The following is a 25,848-nucleotide window of genomic DNA, read 5'->3' as shown; positions in this document are numbered from 1 at the left end:
CCTGCCGGAAGCCCGATGCAATTCACCGAACTGGACGCATACCCGCTGCGCCCGGGGGAACTGCGCAACTGGACCCCCACGACGGGACCCGCGGCACGCTGGCGCGACGACCCGCGCGGCACCTCGCACGTCCACGAGGCGCATCTGCGCGGCGCTGAGGCGATCCTGCGGCGCCGGCACATCGACGGGGGCCGCGAGTCCTGGCTCGGGGTCGGTATCGAGTTCGACGAGCCGCTGTCCATCCCGGGACTGCGCACCGCGCTGCGGGCGTGGATCGACCGGCACGAGGTGTTGCGCACCCACGTCTTCCTCCAGGACGACCGGCCGCGGCGCCGGAGCGCACAGACGGCCACCGTCGACCTGAAGGTCAAGACGATCGGCACCTACCGGTCCACCGGGCCCCTCCTCGAACAGCTGCTGGGCGAGTTCGACCGGTCCACGGCGCCGCTGACCTGGCCCGCGTACATGTTCTCGACGGTGTCGCGGGAGGACTCGTTCACCCTGTTCTTCGCGGCGGACCACTCGCTGCTCGACGGCTACTCACTGATCCTGAGCCCCTACGAGATGCGCGAGCTCTACCACGAGGCGATCGGCGAGCACGACGCGCGACTCCTGCCGACCGGCAGCTACGTGAACTACTCGGACACCGACCGTCAGGTCGCGGACCGGGCGGGCGCCGGGCATCCGGCGGCACAGATGTGGAACGAATACCTCAGCGAGACCGGGTTCCGGCCCGATCCCTTCCCGATGCCTCTGCTGCCGACCAGCGCGAAGGTCCTCGCCGACGAGACCCGCGCGGCGCTCAGCCGCGACCCCGACGGGGTGCCCCGGCTGCCGCAGGGTGCGCTGAACTTCCACCTGCTCGACGACGAGCGGGCCAACAACTTCGCCCGTGTGTGCTCCGAGTCCGGCGCATCGCTGGTCACCGGCGTGCTCGCGGGCATGGCCAAGATCAACACCGACCTCGGCTTCGGGCCGGTGTTCCGGTGCGCCGTCACCCGCCACACCCGCGACGCCGAGCAGTGGATCGCCGCGCTCGGCTGGTTCGTCGGCATCGCCCCGTTCCGGCTGGACACCACCGGCGCACGCGCCTTCGGCGAGCTGGCGCAGCGCGCGCAACGGGAGTGGAAGCGGTCCAAGGCGGGCAGCACCCTGCCCTACCTGCGCATCTCCGAGATCCTCGCGGACCTGTCCGACCGCTCGCAGGTTCCGCTGCTGCAACGACCGGCGGCTCCGCCGCCGCGCTTCGTCGTCTCCTTCATGGACACGCGCTCCGCGCCGGGAGCCGATATCAACGACGCCGGCGGCGCCGCGGCGCTGCGTTCGCGCGACTACTCCATCGAGGACGTCTACCTCTGGATGCTGCGCACACCGTCCGGACTGCACGTGGCCGCACGGTTCCCGGGCTTCGAAACAGCGCGCCGGAGTGTGACTCTGTACCTCGGCGCGCTACGTTCAATGGTGACCGAAATAGGCGACGCAGGAGTTACTCGCGGGTAACCGACCGATGGGGGACTGTCGGCTGTGTCACGATGCCGGAGGCATAGACTCCTCACGAGTTCGAGCCCCCGGCGCAACAGCAAGGCGGCACGCGACGAAGCGGCAACGCACAGAACGAGGAGACTTGAGTGGCAGCCCACGCTGACAAGAAGATCGAGAAGGTGCTCATCGCCAACCGCGGTGAGATCGCCGTCCGGGTCATTCGCGCCGCCCGCGACGCCGGACTGACCAGCGTCGCCGTCTATGCGGAGCCCGACGCCGAGGCGAAGTTCGTGCGCCTGGCCGACGAGGCCTTCGCCCTGGGCGGGCAGACCTCGGCCGAGTCCTACCTGGTCTTCGACAAGATCCTCGACGCCGCACGCAAGTCCGGCGCCGACGCGATCCACCCCGGCTACGGCTTCCTCTCGGAGAACGCCGACTTCGCGCAGGCCGTCATCGACGCGGGCCTGACCTGGATCGGCCCGTCCCCCTCGTCGATCCGCGACCTCGGTGACAAGGTCACCGCGCGCCACATCGCCGAGCGCGCCGACGCCCCGATGGCGCCCGGCACGAAGGATCCGGTCAAGGACGCCGACGAGGTCGTCGCGTTCGCCAAGGAGTACGGCGTGCCCGTCGCCATCAAGGCGGCGTTCGGCGGCGGCGGCCGCGGCATGAAGGTCGCCTACACGATCGACGAGATCCCCGAGCTCTTCGAGTCGGCCACCCGCGAGGCGGTCTCCGCCTTCGGCCGCGGCGAGTGCTTCGTCGAGCGCTACCTGGACAAGGCCCGCCACGTCGAGGCCCAGGTCATCGCCGACCAGCACGGCAATGTCATCGTCGCCGGTACCCGCGACTGCTCGCTGCAGCGCCGGTTCCAGAAGCTCGTCGAGGAGGCCCCCGCGCCCTTCCTCACCGAGGAGCAGCGCACCGCCATCCACGAGTCGGCCAAGCGCATCTGCCGCGAGGCGGGCTACTACGGCGCCGGCACCGTCGAGTTCCTCGTCGCGGCCGACGGCCTGGTGAGCTTCCTCGAGGTGAACACCCGGCTGCAGGTCGAGCACCCCGTCACTGAGGAGACCGCGGGCATCGATCTGGTGCGCCAGCAGTTCCGCATCGCCGAGGGCAAGGAACTGGAGATCACGGAGGATCCCACTCCGCGCGGCCACTCCTTCGAGTTCCGCATCAACGGTGAGGACGCGGGCCGCGGCTTCCTGCCCGCCCCGGGCCCGATCAGCGTCTACCGCGAGCCCACCGGCCCCGGCGTGCGCGTGGACTCCGGCGTGGACCAGGGCGATGTCATCGGCGGCCAGTTCGACTCGATGCTGGCCAAGCTCATCGTGACCGGCGAGAACCGCCAACAGGCGCTGGAGCGTTCGCGGCGCGCGCTGGCCGAGTTCCAGGTGGAGGGCCTGGCCACGGTCATCCCGTTCCACCGCCACATCGTCTCCAACCCCGCCTTCGTCGGGGACGAGAACGGCTTCGAGGTCTACACCAAGTGGATCGAGACCGATTGGGAGAACCCGATCGAGCCCTACACCGACGGCCAGGCGATCGAGGAGGACGATTCCCTCCCCCGCCAGAACGTGGTCGTCGTCGTGGACGGTCGCCGCGTCGAGGTCTCCCTGCCGGGCGAGCTGTCGCTCGGCGGCGGAGCGGGTGGCGCCGGAGGCGCCGGCGTCATCCGCCGCAAGCCCAAGCCCCGCACGCGCGAGCGCGGCGCCGGCGTGGCCGCGACGGGCGACTCGGTCACCGCACCCATGCAGGGCACCGTCGTGAAGGTCGCCGTCGAGGACGGTCAGAAGGTCAGCGCGGGCGATCTGGTCGTGGTCCTCGAGGCCATGAAGATGGAGAACCCCGTCGCCGCGCACAAGGACGGCGTCATCACCGGCCTGGCCGTCGAGCCGGGCACCGCCGTCACGCAGGGCACCGTCCTGCTCGAGATCAAGTCCGACGAGGACTGATCGCTTGGATCCCGTCGGCCTGAACGTCGGGGCGTGGTACCTCACGGAACTGCGCCCCGACGCCTGGCTGGCCGACGAGGCCTACGCCTGGGCCGTCCGCGTCAACACCACGGGCGATTCGATCGGCGAGGTCGTCCTGCACCCGTCCGGCGCGGTCACCGTCGACGGTCCGGACAGCGAGGGCCTGCGCACGGCGCGCGCCGCGGTCGAGCGGTTCAGCGCGTCGCTGTAGCCAAATCCCCGTGCACGGGCGCCCGGCGGGCGATGATCATCGCATGGCGAGAAAGCCGGAGCCCCCGAAGGCCCCACCCAGCATCAGCGAATCGGTCAACGACCTCGTCGACTCCGTGCGCTCCGCCGCTGGGCGCGCGATGGACAACACCGGCCGCACCGTGACCAGCGTCGGCAAGCTCAGCACCATTCCGCCCGACACCATCGAGCTCATCGCCGAGCTGCCGAAGGTGATGCTCGCGATGGCGGACATGATCGAGCGGGCCAACAACGTGATCGACCGCGTCGAGCGGCTCACCGCCGTCGCGGATCCCGCGCTCAACACCCTCGATGCCGTGCTCCCCCCGCTCGTCGAGGTCACCGGCAAGCTCAGCGAGGTCCAACGCGGGGTGAACAAGCTCCCCGGCGTCAGTCATCTCCGCAAGGCCACCGGCCGGGCCGATTGAGGCGCGCCCACTCCCCGCGGAGGGTGCACGCGCTCGCCCCCGCGAGCCGTCGTACCGCTACCCGAACGGGTTGAAGGTCCGCACGCCCGTGCCGTCGAAGTCCTGCACGTTGCGGGTGACCAACGTGAGGTCATGCGCGAGTGCCGTCGCCGCGATCAGCGCGTCGACGACCGGCAGCGTGCGGCCCGCGGACAACTCCGCCCACCGAGCGGCCGCGGCGACGTCGAGGTCGATGATCTGATCGCCGTACGCGCTCTCGACATCCCTGATCCACTCCGCGACGACCGCCGCCTGCCGGGGATCCTTCCGGGCCAGCATGCGCTCGCCGCGGCGCAGCTCACCGATGGTGAGCACACTGAGGTACCCGGCGTCACCGATGCCGGCGAGCCAGTGCGCCACCGCCGCGTTCGGGCGCCGCTTCATCCCCTCGGACACGATGTTCGTGTCCAGCAGGTAGGCCACCATCACTCGAAGAGCCCGTCCGTGCGATCCGGGTCGACGGTGCGTTCGGGAATCTCGAAATCGTCCACATTCGGCGCGGACAGCAGGAACTCTGCGAAGGTGGGCTTGCGTGCCGCCGCGTGTGTGGCGCGGAACTCCTCGATGTCCACGACCACCGCGATCGGATCCCCGTGCCGGGTGATCACCTGAGGCTCCCCCTCGCCGACCGCGCGCAGCAGCTCACTGAGCCGTTGCTTGGCCTCCTGCACCTGCCACTCCCGCATGAGCACAGAATATCCGATTCTGTCCAGACAGTCCGGACTGAATTTCGGCACGCCCTCCGCGGGCGGTGGCCGACGAGACCTTCGCCGAGCGACAGACCCTCTCACTAGCCGGACCGCGGTCCGGTACGCTACGGTGGAAGTCACCGCCCAGACCGGGCGGACACTCGTCGAAAGGGCGCACATGAAGATCGGCATCATTCTCGGATCCATCCGCGACGGCCGCAAGGCCGAGCAGGTCGGCCAGTGGGTCGCCGCCGCGGCGGGGGCGCGCGAGGGCGTCGAGGTCACCGTGCTCGATCTCAAGGATTTCGACATCCCGCTGCTGACCTCGGCCACGGTGCCCGGCGCCGCCAACCGCCAGTACGACAGCGCGGCCGTGACGGCCTGGGGCGAGGCGATCGACGCGCAGGACGGCTTCATCTTCGTCACCCCGGAGTACAACCACTCCGTCCCCGGCGCCTTCAAGAACGCCTTCGACTCGATCGGCCCGGAGTGGGCCGGCAAGACCGTCGGCTTCGTGGCCTACGGCGCCGACGGCGGCGTCCGCGCCGTGGAGCACTGGCGCCAGATCACCGCCAACTTCTCGATGGTCGACGCTCGCGCGCAGATCAGCCTGAGCCTGTTCACCGACTTCGAGGCGAACGGGGACTTCGCGCCGATCGACCGTCGCCCCGCAGAGCTCTCGGCCCTGCTCGACGAGCTCACCGCGGCCACCGAGCGCCACCTGGTCGCCGCCCGCTGACCCGAGATCACCACGATCCCCGTCCCGGGGTCCGGGACGGGGATCGTCGCGTTCGAGGGGGCGAGAGGTCAGGGCCAGCTGATGACGCCGCGTTGGAAGGTCTGCGAGTAGGTGCCGGTCGTGGAGCGGACCTCCGGCCCCGTCGGGTAGCCGTAGGTGCCGGACTCGCGCTTGGCGGAGCTCCACTTCACCAGGATCTCGCCCCACACCGGCCAGGCGCCGCTCGCGGGCGACCAGTAGATGACGCCGCCCTGGAAGGCGTTCATCGCGCCGGTGACGGCGTTGAACGGTCCGCGCGCCTGCAGCTCGTCGGTGATCGGGTAGCCGAGCGGCCCGTTCTCCCAGCGGTTCTCGCCCCATTTGGCGCGGATCGCACCGCCGATCTCGTGCGCATTGCCGCCGTCCGCCGCGGGATGCCAGTAGAAGGACGCCTGGTTCTTGAAGGTCTGGAACTTGCCGCCGCGTCCCGCGTTGGTCTCGGGAATCAGCGGGACGCCCCAGGTCGGGGTGCCGCCGGTGGCGAAGTAGGAGACCTCGATCTGCCCCTTCACCAGGAAGCCCCCCACCTGCTGATCGGCCCGCGCGAGGGCGGTCACGCCGCCGCTGATGCCGACCGCGATGGCCACCGCGGCGACGATGCCCCGGAGCCAGGCTCGACGATGATCGTTCGAGAACATGTGCGTGGCCATACCTGCTCCTTCGGCTCTTATCTCCCGTTCATCATGAACCACACCAGTAACACAGGCAACGACTGCAACAGGGCGTGTCGGTGCGCTGCGTCATGATGAACGCATGCCGGACGTCCTCCGGGCGTTCACGCCCGCCACCGCCGAGTGGTTCGCCGAGTCCTTCGCCGCCCCCACCGCGGCGCAGGCCGGCGCGTGGCGGTCCATCGCGCAGGGCCGCAACACCCTCGTCGTCGCGCCCACGGGCTCCGGCAAGACGCTCTCCGCCTTCCTCTGGGCCCTCGATCGCCTCGCCGCCCGGGCACCGTCGGATCAGCCCGACGATGCCGCAGCCGCCCGGCCCGGCACGTCCGTGCTCTACATCTCCCCGCTCAAGGCCCTCGCCGTCGACGTGGAGCGCAACCTGCGCGCCCCGCTGGCCGGCATCGCCCGGGTCCGCGAGCGGCGCGGCGAACCGGCGCCCGCGGTCACCGTCGGCGTGCGGTCCGGGGACACGCCCGCCCAGCAGCGGCGGCAACTCGTCCGCACGCCCCCGGACATCCTCATCACCACGCCCGAGTCGCTGTACCTCATGCTCACCTCGCAGGCCCGCGAGTCGCTCGCGCGCGTGCACACCGTGATCGTCGACGAGGTGCACGCGGTCGCGGGCACCAAGCGCGGCACCCATCTCGCGCTGTCGCTGGAGCGGCTGGACGCACTGCTCGAGCGCCCCGCGCAGCGGATCGGGTTGTCCGCCACCGTCGAGCCCGCACAGGAGGTGGCGGCCTTCCTCGGCGGGCCCCGCCCGGCCACGGTCGTGCGGCCGCCCTCGGACAAGCGGTTCGAGCTCAGCGTCACCGTGCCGGTACCGGACATGACGGAGCTGGACGTGATCGGGGACGATCAAGACGAGCCGGTGCAGCAGGGATCCCTGTGGCCGCACGTGGAATCCGCGATCGTCGAGCTCATCGAGCGGCATCGCTCCACCATCGTCTTCGCCAACTCGCGGCGGCTGGCGGAGCGGCTCACCGCCCGGATCAACGAACTCGCCGCGGGCGTGCACGCGGGGCCGCCCAATCCGGCGGTCGCCGGCGGCGCGCCGGCACAGCTGCTCGCCAGCGGGCAGACCCACGGCGCGGAGGCGGTGCTCGCGCGGGCGCACCACGGCTCGGTCAGCAAGGAGCAGCGGGCGATCATCGAGGACGATCTGAAGTCGGGCCGGCTGCGCTGCGTGGTGGCCACCTCCAGCCTCGAACTCGGGATCGACATGGGCGCAGTCGATCTGGTGATCCAGGTCGAGTCGCCGCCGTCGGTGGCCGCCGGGCTGCAGCGCGTGGGCCGCGCCGGGCACCAGGTGGGCGAACCCAGCCGCGGCGTGTTCTTCCCCAAGCACCGCACCGACCTGCTGCACAGCACCGTCACCGTCCAGCGGATGCGGGAGGGCGCCATCGAGAAGCTCGTCGTGCCGCGCAACCCGCTCGACGTGCTGGCGCAGCAGACCATCGCCGCCGCGGCGATGGACGTCCTCGACGTGCACGACTGGCTGGCCCTGGTCCGGCGCGCGCATCCCTATGCGGCGCTGCCGGACTCGGCGTACGAGGCGGTGCTCGACCTGATCTCGGGACGGTACCCGGCCGAGGACTTCGGCGAGCTCCGGCCGCGCGTGGTGTGGGACCGGGACGCGGGCACGCTCACCGGCCGCCCCGGCGCGGGCCGGCTCGCCGTCACCTCCGGCGGCGCCATCCCGGATCGCGGCCTGTTCGGTGTGTTCATGGTGGGCGAGAAGGCCTCCCGCGTGGGCGAGCTCGATGAGGAGATGGTCTACGAGTCCCGCGTGGGCGATGTCTTCGCGCTCGGCGCCACCAGCTGGAAGATCGAGGAGATCACCCACGACCGCGTCCTGGTCTCGCCCGCCTTCGGCCGGCCCGGGCGGCTGCCCTTCTGGATCGGCGACACCGTGGGCCGGCCCGCGGAACTGGGCCGCGCCATCGGGCGGTTCACCCGCGAGTTCGGCGCGCTGGGCCCCGACGAGCAGCGCGCCCGGGCGCAGGAGGTGGGCCTGGGCGACTGGGCGACCGACAACCTCATCGCCCTGCTCGACGAGCAGCAGCGGGCCACCGGCGTGCTCCCCACCGACCGCACGCTGGTGGTCGAGCGGTTCCGCGACGAGCTGGGCGACTGGCGGGTCGCGCTGCACTCCCCGCTCGGGATGAAGGTGCACGCGCCGTGGGCGCTCGCGATCGGCGCGCGACTGAACGCCGCGCTGGGCCTGTCCGGCGCCGTCACCGCGACGGACGACGGCATCATCGTCCGGCTGCCCGACACCGACGACTCCCCGCCGGGTGCCGAGCTGTTCCGCTTCGAACCGGACGAGATCGACGACCTGGTCACCGAGGCCGTGGGCTCGAGCGCCCTGTTCGCGTCGCGGTTCCGCGAATGCGCCGCGCGGGCGCTGCTGCTGCCCCGCCGCGACCCCGGCAAGCGCGCCCCGCTCTGGCAGCAGCGGCAGCGGGCGAGCCAGCTCCTCGAGGTCGCGCGCGGGTTCCCGCAGTTCCCCATCGTCCTGGAAGCCGTCCGCGAGTGCCTGCAGGACGTCTACGACGTGCCGGAGCTCATCGCCGTCCACCGGACGCTCGCCGCGCGCACCGTCCGGCTCGCGGAGGTCGAGACCGCGGCACCGTCGCCCTTCGCGGCCTCGCTGCTGTTCAGCTACGTCGGCGCGTTCATGTACGAGGGCGACGCCCCGCTGGCCGAACGCCGCGCGGCCGTGCTCAGCCTCGACCCCGCCGTGCTGTCCCAGCTGCTCGGTCGGGTCGAGCTCACCGAGCTGCTCGACGCCGACATCCTGCAGGAGATCGCCGCGCAGCTGCAGCGCACCGCGCCCGGCTACCGCGCGCGCACCGTCGAGCAGGTGGCCGACCTCATCCGCGAGCTGGGTCCGCTCAGCCGCCCGGAGATCGCCGAGCGGTCCGACGGTGCGCCCGGCGCGGTCGACGAGCTCCTCACCGCCGGAAGGGTGTTCGAGTACGGCGAGGGGTGGATCGCCGCCGTCGAGGACGCGGCGCGGTTGCGCGACGGGCTCGGCGTGCCACTGCAGCCGGGCATCGCGTCGGCGTTCACCGCCGAGGTACCGGACCCGATCGGCGACCTCGTGTCGCGCTACGCCCGGCGGCACGGCCCGTTCACGGCCGGCGAGGTCGCTCGCCGCTACGGGCTGGGCGTCGCGGTCGTGCAGCGCGCGCTGACGGAGCTGGTCGGGGCGCGCCGGGTCATCGAGGGCCGGTTCGTCCCCGAGTCCGACGGTGCCGCCGACACCGACGGCGTCCCCCAGTTCTGCGATGCCGATGTACTGCGCCGCATCCGCCGGCGCAGCCTCGCCCGCCTGCGGCAGGACGTGGAGCCGGTGCCGGAGCTGGCGTACGCCGAGTTCCTCGCCGGCTGGCACCACCTGAAGACGCCGCTGCGCGGCATCGACGGCGTCGCAACGGTGATCGACCAGCTCGCGGGTGTGCCGATCCCCGCCTCCGCATGGGAGTCCCTGGTCCTGCCGCAGCGGGTCGCCGATTACTCCCCCGCGATGCTCGACGAGCTCACCGCGGCGGGCGAGGTGGTGTGGACGGGGCACGGCGCGATCGGCGCACAGGACGGCTGGATCGCCCTGCATCCCGCGGATCTGGCGCCGCTCACCCTGCCCCCGCCCGACGCCCTCGAGACCACTGCGGCGCACGAGGCGATCGAGGACGCCGTGCGCGGCGGCGGCGCCTACTTCTACCGCCAGCTCACCGGCGCGACGCCCGAGGCGCTGTGGGACCTGGTCTGGACGGGCCGCCTCACGGGCGACACCTTCGCCCCGGTCCGCGCCCGGCTCGCCGGCGGCCGCCGGTCCACCGCGCATCGCACGCCGCGCCGCGCGCCGCGCGCCCGGTTCCGCGTGGCGGTCGACCAGGCGCCGCCCATGGTCGCCGGGCGGTGGTCGCTGCCGCCCGCCCCGGCGGAGGCGAGCGCCACCGAGCAGTCGGCGGCCATCGCCGAGCAACTCCTCGAGCGGTACGGCGTGGTGACCCGCGGCGCGGTGATGGCCGAGCACGTCGAGGGCGGCTTCGCCCGCGTGTACCGCACCCTCGCGGCCTTCGAGGAGTCCGGTAAGGCGCGGCGCGGCTACTTCATCGAGCGCCTCGGGGCGGCGCAGTTCGCGCGGGGCGGCACCGTCGACGCGCTGCGCGACGCGGCGTCCGCCCTCGAGCGGGCCCAGCAGCGGGGCGAGAGCTCCGCGCTGGTGCTGGCCGCCACCGATCCCGCGAACCCCTACGGCGCGGCGCTCCCCTGGCCCGAGCGCGGCGACGAGGGTGCCCGCCCGGGCCGCAAGGCCGGTGCCGTCGTGGTCCTCGTCGACGGTGCCCTGGCCCTGTTCGTCGAGCGCGGCGGCCGCACGCTGCTCACCTTCACCGACGTGCCGGAGGCCGCGTTCACGGCGCTCGCGGTGGCGGCACCGGGACTCGGCGGCCTCACCGTCGAGAAGGTCGACGGTGCGCCCGCCCTCACCTCCCCCCTCGCCGGGGCGCTGGCCGCCGCGGGGTTCGCCCGCACCCCGAAGGGCCTTCGCATTCGCTGAGCCCCCACCGATCCGTCGCCTCCCCACCGCAACGCCAGCGCTCCCCCCGATTCGTTCCCACCCCACCGATTCACCCGGCGTTCCGGTGGGGTGGGAACGGATCGGGGGGATGAGGACTGTGGAGGAACGCACCTTCCGCATCGTCGGATGCGGGTGGACCTGTGGACAACCGTGTCTCCGCGGGCATTCGCGGCGGCGGGAGCTGGTTCACTGCGGAGATGGGGACGATCCTGACGCGGGGGCATCTGGAGTCGACGGGGTGGAGCAGTGGCGACATCAGCCGCGCCGTGGCCGCCGGCGCACTCGAACGGCTGGCGAGCGGCATGTACACCGAGCCGGACGACAGCAAGCAAGCCCTGGGTGCGGTACCTGCTGCGCGTGCGGGCGGCCAGCGTGAACCGCATCCACGTGGTCAGCCACGAGAGCGCCGCGGCGCTCCACGACATCCCCTTCATCAATCCGCAGCGCACCCATGTCCACTTCACCACCGGCCGCGACCACGGTGGCGGCGTCCGGGGCGGCAAGGCCGGCAAGGTGCACCTGCACCCTCGTCCGATCCTCCCCGGGGAGACCACAACGGTGGACGGCATCCCCGTCACCTCGCGCGCCCGCACGGCCGTCGATGTCGCGATGAGCGACGATCTGATCCGCGGCGTCTGCGCGTTCGACGCGGTCCGTCTGGTCCGTCGCTACCCGGAACCCGACGATCCGGCGCCCGTGCCCCTCGCGGAACTGCAGGGCTGCCTCGATCGCCTCCGCGGCCGTCGAGGCACGGTCAACGCCCAACGTGCACTGGACCTTTCGGTGGAACACAGCGAGTCGCCCGGTGAGTCGTGGTCGCGGGTCGACATGCTGAACTGGAAGCTGCCCCGTCCCCCGCTCCAGACCGAACACCGGATCGGCGGTCGGTCGTACTTCGCCGACTTCGACTGGGGGACACTGATCGGCGAGTTCGACGGCGAGAGCAAGTACGGGGAGACCGCGGCGGAGCGAGCCGTCGCGCTGTCGGAGGAGAAGGAGCGCGCGGCCGAGTTCACGGACTCCGGGATCGAGGTGGTCCGATGGAAGTGGCGGCACCTCACGCGCACCGGCGCACTGCACGCGCTCCTCCTACCGGCCATGGCCCGCCACGGCCTCGTCGTCCCGCCGCTCACGTGATCACCGCCCCACCCCGTTCGTCGCCTCCCCACCACAACGCCAGCGCTCCCCCCGATTCGTTCCCTCCCCACCGATTCACCCGGCGGTCCGGTGGGGAGGGAACGGATCGGGGGGGAGACGGTGCGTGGGCCGTGACGCCGTCCGCGATGATTGACCGATGAGCACGCAGCAGCCCGTGGACCGGTACGCGCAGTTCCTCGGCATCGAGGTGACGGGGCACGGCGGCGGTCGGGCGGTGTCGACCACGACCGTCACCGAGGACCACCTCAACCCGCACGACACGACGCACGGAGCGTTCATCTTCGCGCTGGTCGGCACGGCCGTCGCGGCGGCGGCCAACGACGACGAGCACACCGGCGTAGCCAGCGCGATCCACATCGACTACCTGCGGCCGACCCGCCTCGGCGATGCTCTGCGCGCGGAGGCGACCGTGGGCGAGCGCCTGCCGAAGGAGGACCTGTTCGTCATCCGCGTCACCGACGCCGGCGATCAGGTGGTCGCCCGCGCCACCGCCCGGTTCACCCGCCGCATCCGCGCCCGGTAGCGCGGAGCATCCGGCAGCACGGCGCGCCCGCGGGCACCGACCTCGCCGTTCCGCCACCCCGCCCGCCGCAAAGGCGGAGCATGAGCAGGTATGACGAACAACGTGTATCGAGTGATCGAAGTGGTCGGCACCTCCACCGAGGGGTACGACGCCGCCGTCGCCAACGCGGTGCGTCGCGCCGCGGAGACGATGCGGAACCTGGAGTGGTTCGAGGTGGTCTCCACCCGCGGCCACATCGAGGACGGTGCCGTCGCACACACCCAGGTGACGCTGAAGATCGGCTTCCGGATGGACGACTGAGCGCCGGTCCCGCACGCCGCCGGACGTCAGCGGGCGAGGAACTCCGCCCGCGCGACCAGTCCGTCGGCGTTCCCCTCGAAGCCCCGGCGCAGGTTCCCGCCGAGGATCGCTCCTACGACGGGTGACAGCGGACCGTCGAGCTGGAAGTGCGAGGTGTAGCGCGATCGCCCGTCACCGAGGTCGACGATGCTCTGCTCGCGAATGCTCCGCAGCAGCCCGGCGGGCGCCGGCTTCATGGCGTACGCGAAGCCGCGCCCCTCGTCGACCGAGACGATGAACTCCTTCTGGGTCATCACCTTCGGTGGGCGGAGCGCCACCCGCATGACGATCGCGCCGCCGGGCCGAAGATCGCAGGTCGCCTCGACCGCGAACGGGTTCCACGACGGGTACGAGTCGAAGTCGGTGAGCGCTTGCCAGACGAGCGCGGGCGGTGCCGCGATCTCGCGCGTGTGGTCGATGACGAAGGCCATGCCCCGAATCTAGAACATGTTCCACTCAATGCGAGCCGGATCACACACTAACGACTTGGCGGAATATCTTCGCAGACGTTACAGTTGCACCCTGCAAGTTATTGCTTAGAGCTTAGAAGGAAGGTCCGATGTCCGAGACCACGGTGGAAACACCGCCCCAGTCCGCAGCCCCCATGACCCACCGAGAGATCCTCGAGGTCATGGCGGGCCTGCTCGCCGCCCTGTTCACGGCCCTCCTGAGCACCACAGTCGTGTCCACGGCGCTCCCCCGGATCATCGCCGACCTGGGCGCGTCCACCACGGCGTTCTCCTGGGTCATCACGACGGCCCTGCTGGCGAACGCCGCGTCGACCCCGATCTGGGGCAAGCTGGCCGACCTGTTCAACAAGAAGGTCCTGGTCCAAGCCGCGATCATCATCTTCGTGATCGGCTCGGTACTGGCCGGCGCCACCCCGAACGTCGAGATCCTGCTGGTGGCCCGCGTCATTCAGGGCATCGGCATGGGCGGCCTCACGGCCCTCGTGGTCGCGATCATCGGCAGCATCATCCCGCCGCGCGAGCGCGGCCGCTACTCCGGCTACATGGGCGCCGTCATGGGTGTGTCGATGGCCGGCGGACCGATCCTGGGCGGCGTCATCACCGACCACATCGGCTGGCGCTGGTGCTTCTACGTCAGCGTCCCGCTGGCGCTCGCCGCACTGGTCCTCATCCAGCGGACCCTGCACCTGACGTCCGAGCGCAAGGACGAGGTCACCATCGACTGGCTCGGTGCCACACTGCTGACCGCGGGCGTATCCGTCCTGCTCATCTGGGTCTCCTTCGCCGGTAAGAACTACGGCTGGGTCTCGACCTCCTCGGCCGTCTACCTGGCCGTCGGCATCGTGCTGCTCATCGCGACGGTGCTCGTGGAGCTGCGCGCCAAGGACCCGATCATCCCGTTGCAGATCATCGCCGAGCGCACCACCGCGCTCGCGATCATCGCCTCGATCACCGTCGGTGTCGGCATGTTCGGCGCGATGTCCTTCCTGGGCCTGTACTTCCAGAACTCGCGCGGCTACAGCCCGACGATGGCCGGCGTCCTCACCATCCCGATGGTCGCGGGCATGCTCCTGTCGTCCATCGCGTCCGGCCAGCTGATCACGCGCACCGGCAACTGGAAGCGCTTCGTCGTGGGCGGCGCGATCGTCCTCGTCGCAGGTTTCGCCCTGCTCAGCACGATCGATCACCTGACCCCGATCTGGCAGGTGCAGCTCTACATCGCGATCATGGGCCTGGGCGTCGGTGCCCTGATGCAGAACCTGGTGCTCGCGGTGCAGAACACCGTCAGCGTGCACAACATCGGCGCGGCCTCGAGCTCCGTCGCCTTCTTCCGCACCTTCGGCGGCGCGATCGGCGTGTCGGCCCTCGGCGCGGTGCTCACCGCACGCGTCACGGACCTGGTCAAGGAGGGGGTCGTCACGAACGGCATCCGCGACCCGCACAGCCCGCTCATCCGGGCGATCACCAATGCGGCGTTCGGCGACGCCACCAGCCGGATCTTCCTGGTCGCGACCGCCTGCTCGATCGTCACACTGATCGCCGTCGCGTTCCTGCCGAACAAGCCGCTTCGCACGACGATCGACATGGCCCCCGACGCCGCGATCGACACCGCCGACCAGGACGCCGAGCAGGCCGCCGGGCCCGCGATCACGGCTTCGACGACCTCGACTCAGGCCGAGGATCGCACGCCGGTGGAGGTCGCGAAGCCCAACTAGGGTGTTACTGAAGTTTCCCCTGTGACGAGGGAGGCGGCATAATCGCACACATGATGCGTATGACCGCCTCCCTCGTCCTTCCTCTGCTCGCGGGTGCCGCCGTCCTCACGGCCGGGTGCGCCGCATCCGCGGGCGCCGATCCCGCCAACCCGTCCGGCTCCGTGAAGCCGAGTGCGGCGGCGCCGTCGAAGCCCTCGATCGTGGGCTCGCAGTGGCGCCTGAAGTCCGACCCCCAGGCCTGGTTCCGGGTCCAGGGCTCCAACATCTCGGGCAACGACTCGTGCAACTCGCTCACCGGCAGCGCGGCATCGCTGGCCAGCGCGGACCGCTTCGACTTCGGCAACGGCGTCGCCTCCACCATGATGTACTGCCCCGATCCGAAGGGCACCCAGACCGCCATCAGCGAGGCCCTCAAGGGCGTGCGGATCTGGTCGCGCAACGGCGCCGAGCTCGTGCTGACCGATCCGGACAACAACCGGTCGTGGACCTTCGTGCTCACCCCCGCGGGCTCGCCGTCCGCATCGGCGACACCGTCCACCTCCGCGGCGACCTCCGCGCCCGCCACCTCCGCAGCACCCTCCGCGTCCGCCACCTCCGCAGCGCCCGCCACCACCGCCGCCCAGGCCCGGTAGTCAGTCCACCTCGCCCGCGGCCCACACGGCCGCGGCGATCTCGACGCGGTTGCGCGCTCCCAGTCGTCGCGTGACCGCGCCGAGGTGGGTCTTGACCGTGCCGAGGCTGATCACCAGTTCATCGGCGATCTCCGCGTTGGTCCGGCCGCGCGCGACGCACCGTGCCACCTCCCGCTCCCGCGCGGTCAGCTCGCCGAGCGCCGCCACCGCGTCGGCGGAGCCCCGCCCCATGCCCCGGCTGCGGCGCAGCAGGTCGACGGTGAGCTCGGGGCTGATCAGGGCGTCCCCCGACGCGGCCGCCCGCACCGCGGCGAGCAGCAGGTCGGGGCCCGCGTCCTTGAGCAGGAACCCCGACGCACCTGCGGCCAGCGCCGCATCCACGTAGTCGGGTTCGCCGAAGGTCGTGACCATCACCGCCCGGGTACCCGCCGCGGTCACCCGCCGGCACACCTCGATCCCGTCGACGCGCGGCATCCGGATGTCCAGGAGCGCGACATCGGGCCGGGTCTCGGCGATCACTGCGACGGCCTCGGCACCGTCGGCCGCCTGGCCCACCACCTCCACATCGGACGCGGCGCCGAGGATCATGGCGAACCCGATCCGCACCATCTCCTGGTCGTCGGCGAGCACCACCCGGATCGTCATTCACACCTGCCTCACCGGCAGCCGCGCAGCGAGCCGCCATCCGTTCTCCTCCGGCCCGGCGGTCACCGTGCCGCCGACCGTCGCCGACCTCTCCATCAGCCCGATCAGCCCCGTTCCGCCGCCGGGCCCGGGCCCGGGCGGCCCGCCCGCGGAGGGTCCGTCGTCCACGACGTCCACCAGCAGCTCACCGTCGGCCCGCTCGACGGTGACCCGTACCACCGAGCCCGCGGCGTGCCGGCGCGCGTTGGTGATGCCCTCGGACACGACGCGGTGCGCGACGAGCCGCACCAGATCCGAGACGTCCTCGCCGTCCGCCTCCGCCGCCACGTGCACGAGGACGGAGGTGGAGGCGAGCGGCTCCAGGGTCGCGCGCAGCCCCGCCGCGCCGGAGGCCGACGGTGCCCGCGGCGGCGCGACGACGTCCGGGTCGCGCAGCGTGCCGACCATGGCCCGGATGTCGGCCAGGGCCCGCGCACCGCTGCGTTCGATGCGGGCGAGCACGCCGCTCCCGTCGTCGCCGGCGGCGATCCCCGCCTGCGCGAGCACCACGATCCCGGTCACCTCGTGGGCGATGACATCGTGCAGTTCACGCGCCATGGCTCTGCGCTCGTTCACCGAGGCGTCCGCCCGCGCCGTCACCAACCGCCGCTCCGCGACGCGATGCCGATGCCCGAAACCGATCGAGGTGGCGGTCGCGCCCGCCGCGAGCAGCGCCACGACCCACAACGTCGGATCCTGCCGGGCGGTCGGCGCGATGGACAGCACCGCGAGCACCGCCGCGGCGGCGACCAGGGCACCGTCGACCACGGACTCCGCCCGCGCGGCGGCGACGCCGGCCACGAGGACGAACAGCCAGCTCGCGCCCGCGGGCCAGATCGGGTACTCGAGGGCCGTGGCGGCGGTCACCGCCGTCAGGAGGGCGAGCCCGATGCCGGACCACGCCGCGCCGATCGGCCATCGACGGACCACGGCGGCCAGCACGATCAGTGCGCCGACCGAGGTCAGGATCTCGACCACCAGGCTCCACGCCGCGCGGTGACCCGCGAGGCCCCGCGCCGATTCGGCCGTCAACAGGACCCCGATCGCCCAGGGGATCAGGGCCAGCGCCGCGAAACCGATCGCGCCGGAACGCTTCATGTCACGAATCTATCCGAGCGGGGTCGACGGTCCGCCGTGCCGCAGCCGGGTCCGACGGCCCGGGGTCGCGCCGGAACGGGGGCCGCGTTCGCCAGGTGGCCGCGCGCACCACCCACTCGAGCGGACCGTACCGGAAGTGCGCGAGCCACAGCCGCGAGGCCGCGGACTGCACCAGGATCAGGACGACCGCGTAGCAGCTGGTCGGTCCGATCGTGGACTCGGCCGCGAGCCCCAGGACGGGCGCGGCGACCACGGTCACGAGCGACGCCCCGACGTAGTTGGTCAGCGACATCCTGCCCAGCGGCTCGAACACCGCCGCGAGCACCCGCCGGACGGGCCTCAGCTGCCACAGCAGCGCGAGCACCGCGATGTACCCCACCGCCATGCACAGACCCGCACGAGCACCGTCGACGCTGAACCTCGGGTCGCCGCCACCGGCCTGCAGGTACCGCCACAGGAGCGGTGCGGCGACCGCGACGGACAGCGCGAGCAGCACGCCGGCGAACCGTCGGGACCCCTCCAGCAGGGCCGGCACGCCCAGCCCCGCGGCACCCGCGCCCACGAGCATCAGGCCGGGCAGCGTCTCGACGCCCCCGGAGCCGAGCCCGAACGCGAGGCCGGTGAGCGCGGTGCCGAGGAGCAGGTTGATCCACGCCGGCAGCCAGACCACGAGCGGGATCACCAGCAGGCCGCCGATCGCGTAGGACCGGAGGATGTCGCCGGAGTAGAGCAGCATGTGCACCGCGCCGATGGCCCCGAGCGCGAGCATCCGCAGCGCCAGCGCCGACCATCCGGCCGTGCCGCGGCGCCGCGCGCCGCCGGCGATGAGGTACAGGGACACCCCGAACATCAGGGTGAAGATCGGCACGAACCGGCTCTGCACGGCGAGGTCGAGGACCGCGCGCCCGGCCGGCTCGCCGTGCGGCGTCGCGATGTCGAGCACGTTCACCAGCAGGATGCCGAGCAGCGCGAAGCCGCGGAGTACGTCGAGGAAGCGATAGCGGGTCATACGGGCCACGATGCCCGACGGTGCCGCCCCCCGGATCAGCCGAAAGGACGCACCTGCGCGCGCGGGATCGGCCGTTCGGCCTACCGTGCGCGCCGGGGCCCGCCGGGCACCGTCAGCGCCCCACGGCCTTCGTCGTGCTGCCCGGGACGGGGACGGGCTCGAGGATCTCGCCCCGCGCCTCGGGCGCCGCCGCACGCAGGGCGTCGGCGGTCTCGTCGTCGGGCATGTTCTGCGACTCGATCTCCGCGGCCACGCGCGCGCCGTAGTTCTCCAGCTCGCGGGCGACGTCTGCGCCGGACCAGCCGAGGATCGGTGCGATGAGCTCGGCGACCTCGGCGGCCGCCTCGAGTCCGCGGTCGGCGTACTCGATGGAGATGCGGGTGCGGCGGGCCAGGACGTCCTCGAGGTGCAGCGCGCCCTCGGCCTTCGCGGCGTACACGGCCTCGACGCGCAGGTACTGCGGGGCACCGGCCAGCGGCTCGAGCAGGCCCCGGTCCGCGTCGGCCAGCGCCAGGACGTCGCCGATGAGCGAGCCGTACCGGTTCAGCAGGTGCGTGACGCGGTGCGGATGCACGTCGTGCTCGCGCGCGATCGACGTCGTCTGGTTGGTGAGCGCGTAGTAGCCGTCCGCGCCGACGAGCGGCACCTTCTCCGTGCAGGAGGCGGGCACCTTGTGCGGCAGGTAGGCCTCCGCGGCGTCGACGGCGTCCGACGCCATCACCCGGTAGGTGGTGTACTTGCCGCCCGCGATCGTCACGAGGCCCGGCGCGATCGCGGCGACGGCGTGCTCGCGGGAGAGCTTGCTGGTCTCGTCCGACTCGCCGGCCAGCAGCGGGCGCAGGCCCGCGTAGACGCCGGTGATGTCGTCGCGGGTCAGCTCGGTGATGAGCACCTTGTTGACGTGGTCGAGGATGTAGTCGATGTCCGTCGCGGTGGCGGCGGGGTGCGCGAGATCGAGGTTCCAGTCGGTGTCGGTCGTGCCGATGATCCAGTGGATGCCCCACGGGATGACGAACAGGACGCTCTTCTCGGTGCGCAGGATCAGGGCGACGTCGCTGACGATGCGGTCGCGCGGCACGAGGATGTGCACGCCCTTGCTGGCCCGGACCCGGAAGCGCCCCTTCTGATGGGACAGGGCCTGCAGCTCGTCGGTCCATACGCCGGTCGCGTTGATGACCACGGTGGAACGAATGTCGGTGACGGCGCCGGTCTCACTGTCGCGGACCACCACGCCGGAGACCCGGTCGGCCTCGCGAAGGAAGTCCACGACCTGCGTCGATGTCCGTACGACGGCGCCGTAGTGGGCGGCCGTGCGGGCGACGGTCATGGTGTGCCGGGCGTCGTCGACGACGGTGTCGAAGTAGCGGATGCCGCCGATGAGCGCGTCCCGCTTCAGGCCCGGGGCCAGGCGCAGGGCGCCGGCCCGGGTGAGGTGCTTCTGCGCGGGCACGGACTTGGCGCCGCCCATGGTGTCGTAGAGGAACATGCCGGCGGCCATGTAGGGCCGCTCGATCACGCGCTTGGTGAGCGGTGCGAGGAAGGGCAGCGGCTTGACCAGGTGCGGCGCGAGCGTCGAGAGCGACAGCTCGCGCTCGTGCAGGGCCTCGCGGACCAGCCCGAACTCCAGCTGCTCGAGGTACCGCAGGCCGCCGTGGAACATCTTCGAGCTGCGCGAGCTGGTGCCGGACGCGAAGTCACGGGCCTCGACGAGCGCCACCTTGAGCCCGCGGGTGGCCGCGTCCAGCGCCGACCCGACACCGACGACGCCGCCGCCGATCACGACGACATCGAACTCCTCGGACCCGAGCCGGTCCCAGGCCTGTGCCCGGTACTCCGGCGACAGCAGCGGCGCGGTGGTCGAGACCCCCGTGGGCGTGGCCGCGGCAGTGGCGGTTTCAGGGTTGGCAGCGTTCATCAGTGATCCCCATGTCAGTATTCGGGCGTGGCAGTTACATCTCGCGACCCGCAGTTCGTCGCCGCTATCGATCAGGGCACCAGTTCGACTCGGTGCATCATCTTCGACCGGCGCGGGACCATCGTGGCCTCCGAACAACGGGAACACGACCAGATCTTCCCACGCGGCGGGTGGGTGGAGCACGACGCCACGCAGATATGGGTGAACACGCGCCTGGTGTGCTCGCAGGCGCTGGCGACCGCCGACCTCACCGCGGCCGACATCGCGGCCGTCGGGATCACCAATCAGCGCGAGACGGTGGTCGTGTGGGACCGGGCCACGGGCGAGCCGATCCACAACGCCATCGTCTGGCAGGACACCCGCACCGAGGAGCTGTGCGAGGAGCTCGCGTCCGTGGGCCTCGAGGAGCCGGACCGGGACCGGTTCAAGCGGTCCTGCGGCCTCCCGCTGTCCACGTACTTCTCGGGGCCGAAGATCGCCTGGATCCTCGACAACGTCGACGGTGCCCGCGAGCGCGCCGAGCGCGGCGAGCTGTGCGCGGGGACGATCGACTCGTGGCTGGTGTGGAACCTGACCACGGACGACGACTTCGGCGACGCCTCGGCCGACGGCGCGCGCCCCCTGCACATCACCGACATCACGAACGCCTCGCGGACGATGCTGATGAGCCTCGCCGATAGCGCCTGGGACCCCGCGACGTGCGCGGCCATGGGCGTTCCCGTGTCGATGCTGCCCGAGATCCGGTCCAGCTCCGAGGTGTACGGCACGGTCCGCGAGCGCGGCGTCTTCGGGGGCGTGCCGATCGCCGGCATCCTCGGCGATCAGCAGGCCGCCATGTTCGGCCAGGCCGCGCTCGATCCGGGGACGGCCAAGAACACCTACGGCACGGGGAACTTCCTGCTGGTCAACACGGGCGAGCGGCCGGTCTTCAGCGAGCACGGGCTGTTGACCACCGTCTGTTACCGATTGGGCGACGGTGCGCCGGTGTACGCCCTGGAGGGCTCGGTCGCGGTGAGCGGCTCGCTGGTGCAGTGGCTGCGCGACAACCTCGGCATCATCTCGGCGGCGCCCGAGGTGGAGGAGCTCGCGACCGCCGTCCCGGACAACGGCGGCGTGTACGTGGTGCCGGCCTTCTCGGGCCTGTTCGCACCGCGCTGGCGGCCCGACGCCCGCGGCGTGATCGTGGGCCTGACGCGGTTCTCCGACAAGCGGCACATCGCGCGGGCGGCGTTGGAGGCCACGGCCTACCAGTCCCGCGAGGTGATCGACGCCATGAACGCGGACAGCGGCATCCCGCTCACCGAGCTGCGGGTGGACGGCGGCATGGTGGTCAACGACACGCTCATGCAGTTCCAGGCGGACGTGCTGAACGTGCCCGTGATCCGGCCGCGGATCATCGAGACCACGGCCCTCGGCGCCGCGTACGCCGCCGGCTACGCGACCGGTGTCTGGACGCTCGACGAGATCCGCACCAACTGGGCCGAGGACCGGCGCTGGCTGCCGACGATGCCCGCCGAACAGCGCGAGCATCTCTTCAGCGAGTGGAACCGCGCGGTGGACCGCACGTTGAACTGGGCTTGACCCGTACCTTCTCAATTACTGAGATAATCCTCTCGACACGTGGGATTCGCGCTGACAGACTCCTCGCATGTCCGAAGAACGAGGCTCCCAGTCCGTCCGTGCCGTCCGCGGTTCGGCGATCCGCGACCTGCTCGCCGTCACCGAACGGCCCGACGTCCTCTCGCTCGCCGGCGGGCTGCCCGCACCCGAGCTCCTGCCCACCGCGCGGGTAGCTCGTGCCACGCAGGCGGCGCTCGCGTCCCCGGCCGCCCTGCAGTACGGAGTGACCACGGGCGCGCCGTCGCTGCGCGAGATCGTCCACACCCGCGAGTCCGCGAAGCTCGGACGCGATGCCGGCACCGTCATCATCACGCACGGTTCCCAGCAGGCGCTCTCGCTCCTCGCGCAGGCGCTGCTCGATCCCGGCGACACGGTGATCGTCGAGGATCCGGGTTACATCGGAGCGCTGCAGGCCTTCGACACCACCCGCGCCCGGGTGGTCGGCGTGCCGCTGGACTCCGGTGGAATGCGCATCGACGAGCTACGGCCGCTGCTGCAGCGCGAGCAGGTCCGGATCGTCCACACGGTCTCCAACTTCCACAACCCCGGCGGTGCCACCATGACGGTGGAACGGCGACGCGAACTCGCTGAGCTCGCAGACGAATTCGGATTCTGGATCATCGAGGACGACCCGTACGGAGAGCTGCGGTTCGCCGGCCCGACGGTGCCGCCCGTCGCCGCGTTCTCCGACCGGGTGATCCGTCTGTCCAGCGCGTCCAAGATCGTGGCCCCCGGGCTGAGGGTGGGCTGGATGCACGGCGACCCGGCCGTGCTCGCGCTCGTCGAGCGGCTCAAACAGGGCGCCGATCTGTGCGGTTCGAGCCTCACGCAGGCGGTGGCCGCGGAGCTGCTCGCCGACTCCGCGTGGATCGACGACCACATCCAGACGATCCGCGCCGTGTACGGCGAGCGCGCCCTCGCCCTCCACACGGCGCTCACCGACGCCTTCGGCGACCGGCTGCACCTCACCGCGCCCGAGGGCGGCATGTTCCTGTGGGGTGAATTCGCCGACGGCACAGTCACATCGGCACGGCTGCGCGATGCCGTTGCCGCGGGCGTGGCCTACGTCCCCGGCTCCGCGTTCGCCGTGCACCGCGACCTCGGCCACGCGCTTCGGCTGTGTTTCACCACCTCCGGGCCCGACGAGCTCCGGGAGGCGGTCCGACGGCTGGCGACGGTGCTGTGACCAGCACGGCCACTGGGGATCTCCCAGTGGCCGTGCGGGGTCACCCGTCGTACCGCGGGAAGGCGGTGTCGCCGGCGTACCGCGCCGCGTCCCCCAACTCCTCCTCGATACGCAGCAACTGGTTGTACTTAGCCACCCGCTCACTACGCGCCGGAGCACCGGTCTTGATCTGACCCGACCCGACCGCGACCGCAAGATCAGCGATCGTCGTATCCTCCGTCTCACCCGAACGATGACTCATCATCGACTTGTAACCATTGTTATGCGCCAACGCCACCGCATCCAAGGTCTCCGTCAACGTACCGATCTGATTGACCTTCACCAGCAACGCATTCGCAGCACCACGAGCAATACCGTCCTCAAGACGCTCCGGATTGGTCACGAACAGATCATCACCGACCAACTGCACCTTCTCACCGATCGCATCAGTCAGATCAACCCACCCCTCCCAATCGTCCTCCGAGAGCGGATCCTCGATCGAGACCAGCGGGAACTCACCGACCAGACCACGGTAGAACTCACCCATCTCCGCAGCCGTCAGCGTCCTACCCTCGAACCTGTACCCCTCCGGTCCGTAGAACTCGGTAGCCGCGACATCCAACGCCAACGCCACATCCGACCCCAACGTCAGGCCGGTGGTGGCGATCGCCTCCGAGATCAGCTCCAACGCCTCCCGCGTGCCGGCGACGGACGGCGCGAAACCACCCTCGTCGCCGAGGCCGGTGTTCAGGCCCTTCTTCTTGAGCACCGACTTCAAGGCGTGATACACCTCCGCACCCCACCGCAGCGACTCCTTGAAGGTCTCCGCCCCGATCGGCGCGACCATGAACTCCTGCACATCCACACCACTATCGGCATGCGCACCACCGTTGAGGATGTTCATCATCGGCACCGGCAGGATGTGCGCGTTCGGCCCACCCAGGTAACGGAACAACGGCAACGCCGCCGACTCCGCCGCGGCCTTCGCCGCCGCCAGCGACACACCCAGCAGCGCGTTCGCACCCAGGCGGCTCTTATCCGGGGTGCCATCCAGATCCAGCAGCGTCTGATCGATGATCCGCTGCTCATCCGCCGGGATACCGATCACCTCCGGCGCGATCACCTCCAGCACACCCTCAACGGCCTTCGTCACGCCCTTACCCAGGTAACGATCACCACCGTCACGCAACTCCACAGCCTCATGCTCACCGGTCGACGCACCCGACGGCACCGCCGCCCGAGCGAAACTACCGTCGGCCAACACCACCTCCACCTCCACCGTGGGATTGCCACGGGAATCGAGGATCTCGCGGGCGCCCACCTGGATGATGTCGGAGACACCGCGCTGGGTCGAGGTCATCGGAGCGACTTCCCGACGAGGCCCGCGACATCGACGAGGCGGTTGCTGTAGCCCCACTCGTTGTCGTACCAGGACACGACCTTGGCCTGGTCGTCGATGACCTTGGTCAGGCCGGCGTCGAACAGCGAGCTGTGCGGGTCGGTGACGATGTCGGAGGAGACGATCGGGGCGTCGTAGTACTTGAGGATGCCCTCGAGGTCGCCCACGGCTGCTGCCTTCATGGCCGCGTTGATCTCCTCGACGGTGGCCTTCTTCTCCAGCTGCACAGTCAGATCCGTCACCGAGCCGGTGGGGATCGGCACGCGCAGCGCGTAGCCGTCGAGCTTGCCCGCGAGCTCGGGCAGCACGAGCCCGATGGCCTTCGCGGCGCCGGTGGAGGTGGGAACCACGTTGATGGCGGCGGCACGGGCACGGCGCGGATCCTTGTGCGGGCCGTCCTGCAGGTTCTGGTCCTGGGTGTAGGCGTGGACCGTGGTCATCAGGCCCTTGACGATGCCGAACTCGTCGTTGACGACCTTCGCCAGGGGGCCGAGGCAGTTGGTCGTGCACGAGGCGTTGGAGATGACGTCCTGGCTGCCGTCGTACTGGTCGTCGTTGACACCCATGACCACGGTGAGATCGGCACCGTCGGCCGGCGCCGAGACGATCACCTTCTTGGCGCCGGAATCCAGGTGCCCCTGGGCCTTGTCCCGGGCGGTGAAGATGCCGGTCGACTCGATGACGACATCGACACCGAGATCACCCCACGGCAGCGCCGCCGGACCCTCGCGCACCTCCAGGGCCTTGATGACCTGATCGCCGACGCGGATGGTGTCGCCATCGGCGACCACGTCCTCATCGAGGCGTCCCAGGATGGAATCGAACTTGAGCAGGTGGGCGAGCATCGCGTTGTCGGTGAGGTCGTTGACCGCCACGATCTCGATGTCGGTGGTGCCCAGTGCCTTCTGCGCGGCGACCGCGCGGAAGAAGTTGCGGCCGATCCGGCCGAATCCGTTCACGCCTACACGAATCGTCATGACTTGTTCCTTTCGAGAGTGCCCGTTGCGCGGCGAAATCCGCTGCGACGGGCGGGATAAGATTGTGATGCAGCCTTTTCCGGCTACTTGGTACTGATCGACTTGCCGGCGGAGTGGAGGTCGTTGCACGCCTCCACGACCCGCTCGGCCATCGACGCCTCGGCCTTCTTCAGGTACGAGCGGGGGTCGTAGGTCTTCTTGTTCCCGACCTCACCATCGACCTTGAGCACACCGTCGTAATTGGCGAACATGTGCCCCGCCA

General features: G+C 71.0%; 23 protein-coding genes and 1 pseudogene. 13 read left to right on the top strand and 11 right to left on the bottom strand.

The annotated features are described in order from the left end of the window. Positions 1–15 precede the first annotated feature (15 nt). The 4 genes from HF999_RS07630 to HF999_RS07615 all read left to right on the top strand — a co-directional run bounded on the left by HF999_RS07630 (position 16) and on the right by HF999_RS07615 (position 4,117). A complete protein-coding gene (locus HF999_RS07630) occupies positions 16–1,500 on the top strand; it encodes a condensation domain-containing protein (protein WP_168545298.1) in 1,485 nt (494 codons plus the stop codon). A gap of 128 nt (positions 1,501–1,628) precedes the next feature. Further along, positions 1,629–3,440: an acetyl/propionyl/methylcrotonyl-CoA carboxylase subunit alpha gene (locus tag HF999_RS07625; RefSeq protein ID WP_168545297.1), complete on the top strand. Its 1,812-nt coding sequence runs from the start codon at positions 1,629–1,631 to the stop codon at positions 3,438–3,440. A 4-nt stretch (positions 3,441–3,444) separates the two neighbouring features. Further along, positions 3,445–3,672, top strand: coding sequence for a hypothetical protein (locus HF999_RS07620; protein WP_168545296.1), 228 nt, complete (start codon positions 3,445–3,447; stop codon positions 3,670–3,672). Between the two features lie 43 nt (positions 3,673–3,715). After that, positions 3,716–4,117 (top strand): hypothetical protein, encoded by a 402-nt coding sequence (locus HF999_RS07615; protein WP_168545295.1) that lies wholly within the window; start codon positions 3,716–3,718, stop codon positions 4,115–4,117. A 57-nt stretch (positions 4,118–4,174) separates the two neighbouring features. On the opposite strand, the gene HF999_RS07610 is transcribed toward HF999_RS07615, so the two are convergent. Both HF999_RS07610 and HF999_RS07605 read right to left on the bottom strand, forming a co-directional pair. Next, on the bottom strand, positions 4,175–4,582 hold the full coding sequence (locus HF999_RS07610) for a type II toxin-antitoxin system VapC family toxin (protein ID WP_246207469.1): 408 nt from the start codon (positions 4,580–4,582) through the stop codon (positions 4,175–4,177). Beyond that, the gene (locus tag HF999_RS07605) at positions 4,582–4,842 is read right to left on the bottom strand and encodes a type II toxin-antitoxin system Phd/YefM family antitoxin (RefSeq protein WP_168545294.1); all 261 of its coding nucleotides are present in this window, start codon (positions 4,840–4,842) and stop codon (positions 4,582–4,584) included. Before HF999_RS07605 ends, HF999_RS07610 begins: the two co-directional genes overlap by 1 nt. A gap of 181 nt (positions 4,843–5,023) precedes the next feature. Between HF999_RS07605 and HF999_RS07600 the strand changes: the two genes are divergently transcribed. After that, entirely contained in the window at positions 5,024–5,584 is a 561-nt protein-coding gene (locus tag HF999_RS07600) for an NADPH-dependent FMN reductase (protein ID WP_168545293.1), read from the top strand. A 68-nt stretch (positions 5,585–5,652) separates the two neighbouring features. Here the strand turns inward: HF999_RS07600 and HF999_RS07595 are convergent, their stop codons facing one another. Then, positions 5,653–6,273 carry an LGFP repeat-containing protein gene (locus HF999_RS07595; protein ID WP_168545292.1) on the bottom strand — a complete coding sequence of 207 codons (621 nt, stop codon included), beginning with the start codon at positions 6,271–6,273 and terminating at the stop codon, positions 5,653–5,655. A gap of 103 nt (positions 6,274–6,376) precedes the next feature. Between HF999_RS07595 and HF999_RS07590 the strand changes: the two genes are divergently transcribed. The 4 genes from HF999_RS07590 (at position 6,377) to HF999_RS07575 (ending at position 12,863) form a co-directional block, all read left to right on the top strand. Next, complete coding sequence (locus HF999_RS07590) at positions 6,377–10,861, top strand: ATP-dependent helicase (RefSeq protein ID WP_168545291.1); 4,485 nt, start codon at positions 6,377–6,379, stop codon at positions 10,859–10,861. A gap of 267 nt (positions 10,862–11,128) precedes the next feature. Next, positions 11,129–12,019 carry a hypothetical protein gene (locus tag HF999_RS07585; RefSeq protein ID WP_168545290.1) on the top strand — a complete coding sequence of 297 codons (891 nt, stop codon included), beginning with the start codon at positions 11,129–11,131 and terminating at the stop codon, positions 12,017–12,019. A 157-nt stretch (positions 12,020–12,176) separates the two neighbouring features. Beyond that, a complete protein-coding gene (locus HF999_RS07580; protein WP_168545289.1) occupies positions 12,177–12,563 on the top strand; it encodes a PaaI family thioesterase in 387 nt (128 codons plus the stop codon). Positions 12,564–12,653: 90 nt separating this feature from the next. After that, complete coding sequence (locus HF999_RS07575; protein ID WP_168545288.1) at positions 12,654–12,863, top strand: dodecin; 210 nt, start codon at positions 12,654–12,656, stop codon at positions 12,861–12,863. Positions 12,864–12,889: 26 nt separating this feature from the next. On the opposite strand, the gene HF999_RS07570 is transcribed toward HF999_RS07575, so the two are convergent. Next, positions 12,890–13,333: an SRPBCC domain-containing protein gene (locus tag HF999_RS07570; protein ID WP_168545287.1), complete on the bottom strand. Its 444-nt coding sequence runs from the start codon at positions 13,331–13,333 to the stop codon at positions 12,890–12,892. A gap of 128 nt (positions 13,334–13,461) precedes the next feature. On the opposite strand from HF999_RS07570, the gene HF999_RS07565 reads away from it, so the two are divergent. Both HF999_RS07565 and HF999_RS07560 read left to right on the top strand, forming a co-directional pair. Beyond that, positions 13,462–15,087 (top strand): MDR family MFS transporter, encoded by a 1,626-nt coding sequence (locus tag HF999_RS07565; RefSeq protein ID WP_246207467.1) that lies wholly within the window; start codon positions 13,462–13,464, stop codon positions 15,085–15,087. Positions 15,088–15,137: 50 nt separating this feature from the next. After that, complete coding sequence (locus tag HF999_RS07560; protein ID WP_168545286.1) at positions 15,138–15,719, top strand: META domain-containing protein; 582 nt, start codon at positions 15,138–15,140, stop codon at positions 15,717–15,719. Here HF999_RS07560 and HF999_RS07555 read toward each other — a convergent pair whose 3' ends face one another. The 4 genes from HF999_RS07555 to HF999_RS07540 all read right to left on the bottom strand — a co-directional run bounded on the left by HF999_RS07555 (position 15,720) and on the right by HF999_RS07540 (position 20,425). Then, the gene (locus HF999_RS07555) at positions 15,720–16,364 is read right to left on the bottom strand and encodes a response regulator (RefSeq protein ID WP_168545285.1); all 645 of its coding nucleotides are present in this window, start codon (positions 16,362–16,364) and stop codon (positions 15,720–15,722) included. It abuts the gene before it with no gap. After that, complete coding sequence (locus HF999_RS07550; protein WP_168545284.1) at positions 16,365–17,501, bottom strand: sensor histidine kinase; 1,137 nt, start codon at positions 17,499–17,501, stop codon at positions 16,365–16,367. Position 17,502: 1 nt separating this feature from the next. Beyond that, positions 17,503–18,510, bottom strand: coding sequence for a DUF418 domain-containing protein (locus tag HF999_RS07545; protein WP_168545283.1), 1,008 nt, complete (start codon positions 18,508–18,510; stop codon positions 17,503–17,505). 112 nt (positions 18,511–18,622) lie between these two features. Beyond that, on the bottom strand, positions 18,623–20,425 hold the full coding sequence (locus HF999_RS07540; protein WP_246207465.1) for a glycerol-3-phosphate dehydrogenase/oxidase: 1,803 nt from the start codon (positions 20,423–20,425) through the stop codon (positions 18,623–18,625). 27 nt (positions 20,426–20,452) lie between these two features. Between HF999_RS07540 and glpK the strand changes: the two genes are divergently transcribed. Both glpK and HF999_RS07530 read left to right on the top strand, forming a co-directional pair. Further along, entirely contained in the window at positions 20,453–22,006 is a 1,554-nt protein-coding gene (gene glpK, locus HF999_RS07535) for a glycerol kinase GlpK (RefSeq protein WP_168545282.1), read from the top strand. A gap of 67 nt (positions 22,007–22,073) precedes the next feature. Next, positions 22,074–23,231: an aminotransferase-like domain-containing protein gene (locus HF999_RS07530; RefSeq protein WP_168545281.1), complete on the top strand. Its 1,158-nt coding sequence runs from the start codon at positions 22,074–22,076 to the stop codon at positions 23,229–23,231. Positions 23,232–23,271: 40 nt separating this feature from the next. On the opposite strand, the gene eno is transcribed toward HF999_RS07530, so the two are convergent. The 3 genes and pseudogenes from eno to HF999_RS07515 form a co-directional block, all read right to left on the bottom strand. Beyond that, positions 23,272–24,570 (bottom strand): phosphopyruvate hydratase, encoded by a 1,299-nt coding sequence (gene eno / locus HF999_RS07525; protein ID WP_168545280.1) that lies wholly within the window; start codon positions 24,568–24,570, stop codon positions 23,272–23,274. Further along, positions 24,567–25,586, bottom strand: a complete 1,020-nt coding sequence (gene gap / locus HF999_RS07520; protein ID WP_168545279.1) for a type I glyceraldehyde-3-phosphate dehydrogenase — start codon at positions 25,584–25,586, stop codon at positions 24,567–24,569. Before gap ends, eno begins: the two co-directional genes overlap by 4 nt. 83 nt (positions 25,587–25,669) lie before the next feature. Continuing rightward, positions 25,670–25,848, bottom strand: a pseudogene (locus tag HF999_RS07515) (class II fructose-bisphosphate aldolase); the annotation flags it as partial.

Origin of the sequence: Tsukamurella spumae, from assembly GCF_012396015.1 — a bacterium.
GTDB lineage: Bacteria > Actinomycetota > Actinomycetes > Mycobacteriales > Mycobacteriaceae > Tsukamurella > Tsukamurella spumae.
The sequence above is the reverse complement of the archived record's forward strand: the minus strand, read 5'-3'. Positions and strand labels throughout refer to the sequence as shown.

Excerpts from the sequence above, each read along its gene's own strand:
- HF999_RS07630 (WP_168545298.1), top strand. The coding sequence starts at position 16 with ATGCAATTCACCGAACTGGACGCATACCCGCTGCGCCCGGGGGAACTG.
- HF999_RS07615 (WP_168545295.1), top strand. The coding sequence starts at position 3,716 with ATGGCGAGAAAGCCGGAGCCCCCGAAGGCCCCACCCAGCATCAGCGAA.
- HF999_RS07610 (WP_246207469.1), bottom strand. The coding sequence starts at position 4,582 with ATGGTGGCCTACCTGCTGGACACGAACATCGTGTCCGAGGGGATGAAG.
- HF999_RS07605 (WP_168545294.1), bottom strand. The coding sequence starts at position 4,842 with ATGCGGGAGTGGCAGGTGCAGGAGGCCAAGCAACGGCTCAGTGAGCTG.
- HF999_RS07600 (WP_168545293.1), top strand. The coding sequence starts at position 5,024 with ATGAAGATCGGCATCATTCTCGGATCCATCCGCGACGGCCGCAAGGCC.
- HF999_RS07595 (WP_168545292.1), bottom strand. The coding sequence starts at position 6,273 with ATGGCCACGCACATGTTCTCGAACGATCATCGTCGAGCCTGGCTCCGG.
- HF999_RS07590 (WP_168545291.1), top strand. The coding sequence starts at position 6,377 with ATGCCGGACGTCCTCCGGGCGTTCACGCCCGCCACCGCCGAGTGGTTC.
- HF999_RS07580 (WP_168545289.1), top strand. The coding sequence starts at position 12,177 with ATGAGCACGCAGCAGCCCGTGGACCGGTACGCGCAGTTCCTCGGCATC.
- HF999_RS07575 (WP_168545288.1), top strand. The coding sequence starts at position 12,654 with ATGACGAACAACGTGTATCGAGTGATCGAAGTGGTCGGCACCTCCACC.
- HF999_RS07570 (WP_168545287.1), bottom strand. The coding sequence starts at position 13,333 with ATGGCCTTCGTCATCGACCACACGCGCGAGATCGCGGCACCGCCCGCG.
- HF999_RS07565 (WP_246207467.1), top strand. The coding sequence starts at position 13,462 with ATGTCCGAGACCACGGTGGAAACACCGCCCCAGTCCGCAGCCCCCATG.
- HF999_RS07560 (WP_168545286.1), top strand. The coding sequence starts at position 15,138 with ATGATGCGTATGACCGCCTCCCTCGTCCTTCCTCTGCTCGCGGGTGCC.
- HF999_RS07555 (WP_168545285.1), bottom strand. The coding sequence starts at position 16,364 with ATGACGATCCGGGTGGTGCTCGCCGACGACCAGGAGATGGTGCGGATC.
- HF999_RS07550 (WP_168545284.1), bottom strand. The coding sequence starts at position 17,501 with ATGAAGCGTTCCGGCGCGATCGGTTTCGCGGCGCTGGCCCTGATCCCC.
- HF999_RS07545 (WP_168545283.1), bottom strand. The coding sequence starts at position 18,510 with ATGACCCGCTATCGCTTCCTCGACGTACTCCGCGGCTTCGCGCTGCTC.
- HF999_RS07540 (WP_246207465.1), bottom strand. The coding sequence starts at position 20,425 with ATGAACGCTGCCAACCCTGAAACCGCCACTGCCGCGGCCACGCCCACG.
- HF999_RS07530 (WP_168545281.1), top strand. The coding sequence starts at position 22,074 with ATGTCCGAAGAACGAGGCTCCCAGTCCGTCCGTGCCGTCCGCGGTTCG.
- eno (WP_168545280.1), bottom strand. The coding sequence starts at position 24,570 with ATGACCTCGACCCAGCGCGGTGTCTCCGACATCATCCAGGTGGGCGCC.
- gap (WP_168545279.1), bottom strand. The coding sequence starts at position 25,586 with ATGACGATTCGTGTAGGCGTGAACGGATTCGGCCGGATCGGCCGCAAC.